At 62.5% G+C, this 5,008-nt stretch carries 5 protein-coding genes and 1 pseudogene; all 6 read right to left on the bottom strand.

Features of this window, described 5'->3' with window-relative positions:
* Nucleotides 1-505: 505 nt before the first annotated feature.
* A complete protein-coding gene (locus GNZ13_RS43365; RefSeq protein ID WP_172176607.1) occupies nucleotides 506-793 on the bottom strand; it encodes a hypothetical protein in 288 nt (95 codons plus the stop codon).
* Between the two features lie 770 nt (nucleotides 794-1,563).
* Entirely contained in the window at nucleotides 1,564-2,148 is a 585-nt protein-coding gene (locus tag GNZ13_RS43360) for a BPSL1445 family SYLF domain-containing lipoprotein (RefSeq protein ID WP_172176605.1), read from the bottom strand.
* A gap of 86 nt (nucleotides 2,149-2,234) precedes the next feature.
* Nucleotides 2,235-3,353 carry a PDDEXK nuclease domain-containing protein gene (locus GNZ13_RS43355; RefSeq protein ID WP_172176603.1) on the bottom strand — a complete coding sequence of 373 codons (1,119 nt, stop codon included), beginning with the start codon at nucleotides 3,351-3,353 and terminating at the stop codon, nucleotides 2,235-2,237.
* Entirely contained in the window at nucleotides 3,350-3,694 is a 345-nt protein-coding gene (locus GNZ13_RS43350) for an HU family DNA-binding protein (protein WP_328807381.1), read from the bottom strand. The genes GNZ13_RS43355 and GNZ13_RS43350 overlap by 4 nt, the downstream gene beginning before the upstream one ends.
* Nucleotides 3,695-3,955: 261 nt before the next feature.
* A complete protein-coding gene (locus GNZ13_RS43345; protein WP_328807380.1) occupies nucleotides 3,956-4,759 on the bottom strand; it encodes a hypothetical protein in 804 nt (267 codons plus the stop codon).
* A 53-nt stretch (nucleotides 4,760-4,812) separates the two neighbouring features.
* Nucleotides 4,813-5,008, bottom strand: a pseudogene (locus GNZ13_RS43340) (hypothetical protein); the annotation flags it as partial.

Here is a 5,008-nt window from a genome sequence, read left to right as displayed (position 1 = left end):
CGCCTCCCCTTCGAACAGCGTTATCACCGTGTCGACCTCGGAGATTCGATGCGGCGCAACCTCGCGCAGATCGCCGCTCAAGACCGCAAGCGATGCCGGCCGTCCCGCCGAAAGACACCCCGCCTGAACGTCGAAACGCAAGCTACACGCCGAATTCTGCGTATAGCGGCCCGCCTTTTCTGCGTTAGCGTTCTTTATCCAGCCGTGATAGCGGCGTTTGCTTCGTTCGCCAGTGCTGCTCTAGCTGCGGGAGGCGCTCTTGCGCCCACTGCGTACGACGCTCGGTACTGAGCAATTCGACAAACTGCGTCAGGCAACCGTCACGCTTGCACTTAACGACCTTGAGCAAGTGTCAAATGACACAAAGTCGTCCGGACCCAAAGACCAGTTTATAAGGCACAGCGAGCAGGGGTATTCGTACTTTTCGTGCAATTTCTGGCGACTACCGCCAGATTCCACACGAAAAGTACGATTGCCCCGGCATCAGGATCATGTATCCGGACTTTCATCCGGCCGGGGCCTTCGCCGGCATATCGTCCTGCCACATCGATGAATCAGCCTCCGTGCTGGCGAGGTTATCGTTGCGCGCGTCGATCCACTCAATCGCCCATTGGCGCGCAACCTCGATCGCCTCGTCTTCGTTATCGAACCAGGCAAGATTGCGCTCGATGTGCATTTCAGTGTCTACATTACTTTCTGGCGAGCTGGGGGTTAGCCGCGCGTGAGCGAAGAATTTCCCCAGGGAGAAATCCGGAATCGCGTTAATGATCCAGCCGCCGTACTCGTACTCCATGGTCACCTCCGATACCCAACTAATCGAGATTCGAAAAGAGAAAACATGGATTCATCGGATCGTAATTGCTACACCTCCAAGGTTGAACTCGCTGACTTCAGGGTCGGTGCGGGGGCAACGAGTTACCCCACCTTGGGTTTCGTTATAGACCCTCCAGCGAAGCGCGTATGTGGTTCCTGGGATGGCAGCTGAAGAACATTCGCCAAGGTGATCAGGTTGAGATTGTGCATACCGAAGCGGTTGCGATATCCGTCACGCCCGGAACGAGCAAGTAGTCACCGGGAGAGTTCAGGTGTCGCGTTTTGCGCCATTCTGGCAAAGAGAGACCGGCTTCCCTTGAGCCGAGCTGCTGACGGCCCAATTTTCGCCTTATCTGACCCAATCGGTCGACGCCACGGTGGACCCTCACGACCATGCTCATGCTCTTTCGTGCAGTGCCAGTACTTCAGAGTTCCTAACATTCTCTACATTCAAAAACGGTAGCATGCTCGGCCACCTCAAGGGTCGTCACGGCCGAGAAGTCGGCGACAGCCAACAGTCCACGATCTTCAATGCCTTTTGTGGATCCGATAGTGGCCGGTCTTGACTTTCGGTAGGCTGACCGGGTTGGGTCGATCTGAGCCGGTTGTCATCCGGCTCAGTGCGGCCACAAAGGGGCATCGAATCTACAGTCGCCTCGACGCTCAAGCATCGCCTGTGCACCCGCAAACCGCCATTCGGCTCACGAATCCGCCCGAAGCCTCGCAAAACGAACGCGGCCACCGCCGCACTCAAATTTTGAGTCGCGAGACCTTGGTTCCCGAGAGCGACACATCTCCCATCAGACCGGCATTGGTCAGCACGATCGCATTGACTGGTGCGGTTGCCGTTGTCGTATCGATCGCACCGTTCGCACCGACCTTCAATAGCGCGACGGACCCTTCTCCACCGACCGACCAGCCTTTGGAACGGCGAAAGCTGTTGAGCGCATCATGGGTCATAAACAGGAAGATAACGGCCTTCGATTGAGCCCCCGCCTGCAGGCCAAATGACCCGGATACCGTGCTGTAGTAGCCAACGGATTTCCCGCCTACGCGCAATGCGCCTTCGCCGTACTCGCCACCGGCGACGAAGCCAACCTTGATCACCGATGGGAACACGAGCACACCGTTCGCCTTGTCGACCAATTCCCGGGAACCCCTGACGTTCGCGTACAGCTTCGACAGGGTCCCATGGACCTTTGCATCGATCGCCCGCCGCTTCGAATCGTTGGACTCGTTGGCAATGGCATCGCTTACCGCCCCCAGGGAGACCGTGAGCGTAAGACCCGCGCCAACTAGCATTGCGCCCGTCCGCACAAAACCTCTTCTGTTCATCGCTACCTCCGTCGTTGTTGCATGGGTTACCGGGTCGCGGCCTCGTCTTCAGATGACCGGGATCGGTCAGGCATCGGGACCGAACTTTACGAAGCGCCGGTACGCCGCTCCAGTTCCGCTGTCGTGCGCTCCAGCTCCTGCACGATCATCGCCTCATCGGGCAACACCGTCTGGTATTCCGCCGCAAGAATCTTGTTCGGCAGGTTGTCCGGCGCGTAGTGTGCTTCGGCCGCACCTTTTTCGGCGCAAAGGATCAGACCGACAGGTGGATTCTCCCCAGGCTTCATCCAATGCTCGCGCGCGTAGTTCAGATAGAGATGCATCTGCCCGGCGTCCGCATAGCTGAAGCGGCCGACCTTGAGATCGATGATGACCAGGCATCTCAACCGTCGATGGAAAAACACCAGATCGACCCTGAACCACGTGTCGTCGATTCTCAGGCGGCGCTGCCGGCCGACGAAAGCGAAGTCGTCGCCGAGCTCCAGCAGGAAATCCGCCAGATGCTGGATCAGCGCCTCCTCAAGATCCGACTCCGAGTACTCGTCCTTGATGTCGAGAAACTCGAGGACGAACGGGTCGCGAATCGCCTCCTCTGGCGTGAGAAGATCACCCGGCTGAGCATCAGCGGCTTTTCTGAGCAGCGCCGCCTTGTTGCGCGACAGCGCCAGCCGCTCGTAAAGCTGGCTACCGATCTGGCGGTCGAGCTGGCGCACCGACCAGCCTTCGCGCAACGCCTCTGTTTCATAGAAAGCGCGCGCGGCCGCCGTCTTCACAGAAAGCAGGCGCACATAGGCGGACCACGGCAACGTAAAACGGGTGGCGAGCGCCATGTAATCGGGCGCTGTTGCCGTGGTGTCGACAACGTCTTTCGCCGGCAGCGATTTTCCAGACACTGTCTGGAAAATCTCCGCCGCCGGCCAGGCGAAATAAAAGGCGCGCATGCTGGCCAGATTCGCCTTGCCGAATCCGCGCCCGAAACGGCGCGTCAGGTCCTCCGCGAGCCGGGCGATCAGCGCCTGTCCGTAGCCGGCGCGCGCCTGCCCGCCCTGCTCCCTGGCGACGATCCGCCGCCCGATCTCCCAGTAAGCGGCGGTCATCACAGCATTGACGTTGCGTGCCGCCGTGCGTCGCGCCGATTCGACGACACTGACCACTTCCTTGTGCAGCCCGGCGTAGTCGCCGGGCGCGATCGCCACCTCCGTCATGACGCCTTCACGGCATCCTTGAACGCCTTGCCCGCCGTGAACTTGACGGTCTTCGCCGCGGGGATCTGGATTTCGGCGCCGGTCGCCGGATTGCGGCCGACCCGTGCGGCGCGCGCACCCGTGGAAAACGAGCCGAAGCCGATCAGCTGGACGGTATCGCCCTTCGTCACCGCGCCCGTGATCGCAGCGATCACTGCGTCGATCATCTCGCCGGTCACGGCCTTGCTTTCATCTGTTACGGCCGCGACTGCATCCACCAGTTCCTGCTTGTTCATTGCCGCCTCCTCGTTGTGGTTGGGATGTCGCCACCCTACCCGATCGGCGCGCCTTCGCGCAATCACGACCAGCGGGCGGTCCGGTTCTGCGGCAACTGGATCAACTTAAGGTGCATTGACTTCGCCACGCGCCGTCAGGGTCGGTCGGAAGCGTCCGGGCACGGCAGATCAATCGCGAATTTATCGCCCGTCACCGGGCGACGACCGGAAAGCGCCACGCAGCAAAATCGTCACATCTGATAACTGGAGTAATCACGAACCGGCACCTCCGGCTGAAACCCGCGCACCGGCCCGATGGGCGGCTAACCGCGCCAGCGTGCCGCGCGCTCAGCGACTCCCGGGCGGGCAGGTCGACAGGGTGCGCCGGTACTGATCGACTTCCAGCAGCAGATGGTCAATCCGCTCGCGCAGCTGGCCATTCTGCGCGCGCAGCGCGTCCGCCTCCCCGCTCGCCTGCAGCCGCACGGCATCGTTCTGCATCTTGAGAAACCGCTCGGTACCGGCAAGCTGCGTGGCTGTCTGCGCGAGGGCCGTCGCGCCCACGCCGGCGCGTTCGATCGACGCGTGCAGCTCGCCGAGCAGCCGGTTCACGTGTTCACCGGCCAGATCCCGTGCCGCATGCGCTTCGCCGAGTTCGCGGTGCAGCTGCGCATTGTCCTGCTCAAGCCGCCGGATCCGCGCATGGGCATCTTCCAGCGCCGCCTGCAGCAGCGGCTGCTGCGCCATCGCGTTCGCGTCACCACGATCCGGTGCGGCGCCGCCCGCATGCCCGTTCCCCCGCTCGCGCTGTGACGCGTACAGCGGCGCGAGCGCCTCGCGCACCACGGGGGCCAGCGCCTGCCGGATCAGCTCGAGATCGGCCGGCCGGTTATCCGCACTGCCCGGCTGCGAGATCGGGGCGAGGGCCTGCGCCCGCAGGATCGCCTGCTGGACCGTCGGGGCGCTCGGATGGCGCTGGACGCCCACCTGCGGCGCGACATCGCGCAGCAGCCGGCTGTAGGTGGTCGCGCCAAACACGCGGCCGCTAATGGCCCGCACTTCCGCGATCAGGCCATCCAGGAAGCGCGCATTGTCGCGCGGGAAATCCCGGTCGATCGCCGCGATGCCATTCATGATCGCGAGCAGCTGCACATCGCTCCATGCAATCCGGGGTCGGCCCATTTTGTTCAACTCCTCAGGGTCCGTCAGAAAAGAGCGCCCTGCCGCGGATCGCGCACCGGCGGCTTCGACGCCTTCACCGGCCACGCCGACTGGCGCTTCGGTTTCACGCGCCGCAGATGCGCGATCAGCCGCACGGGCACGCCCTCGGCCAGCAGCGTCAGGCTGAAAAGCCCAGTCTCCCCCGGCGCCGTCGCGCCCGGATTGTCCCCTGCGGCACGC

Origin of the sequence: Paraburkholderia elongata, from assembly GCF_013177735.1 — a bacterium.
GTDB classification, from domain to species: Bacteria; Pseudomonadota; Gammaproteobacteria; order Burkholderiales; family Burkholderiaceae; genus Paraburkholderia; species Paraburkholderia elongata.
Note: the sequence above shows the minus strand (reverse complement) of the source record. Positions and strands in the feature narration are given on the sequence as shown.

Coding starts and splice junctions, on each gene's coding strand:
- GNZ13_RS43355 (WP_172176603.1), bottom strand. CDS start 3,353: ATGACGGAGGTGGCGATCGCGCCCGGCGACTACGCCGGGCTGCACAAG.
- GNZ13_RS43365 (WP_172176607.1), bottom strand. CDS start 793: ATGGAGTACGAGTACGGCGGCTGGATCATTAACGCGATTCCGGATTTC.
- GNZ13_RS43360 (WP_172176605.1), bottom strand. CDS start 2,148: ATGAACAGAAGAGGTTTTGTGCGGACGGGCGCAATGCTAGTTGGCGCG.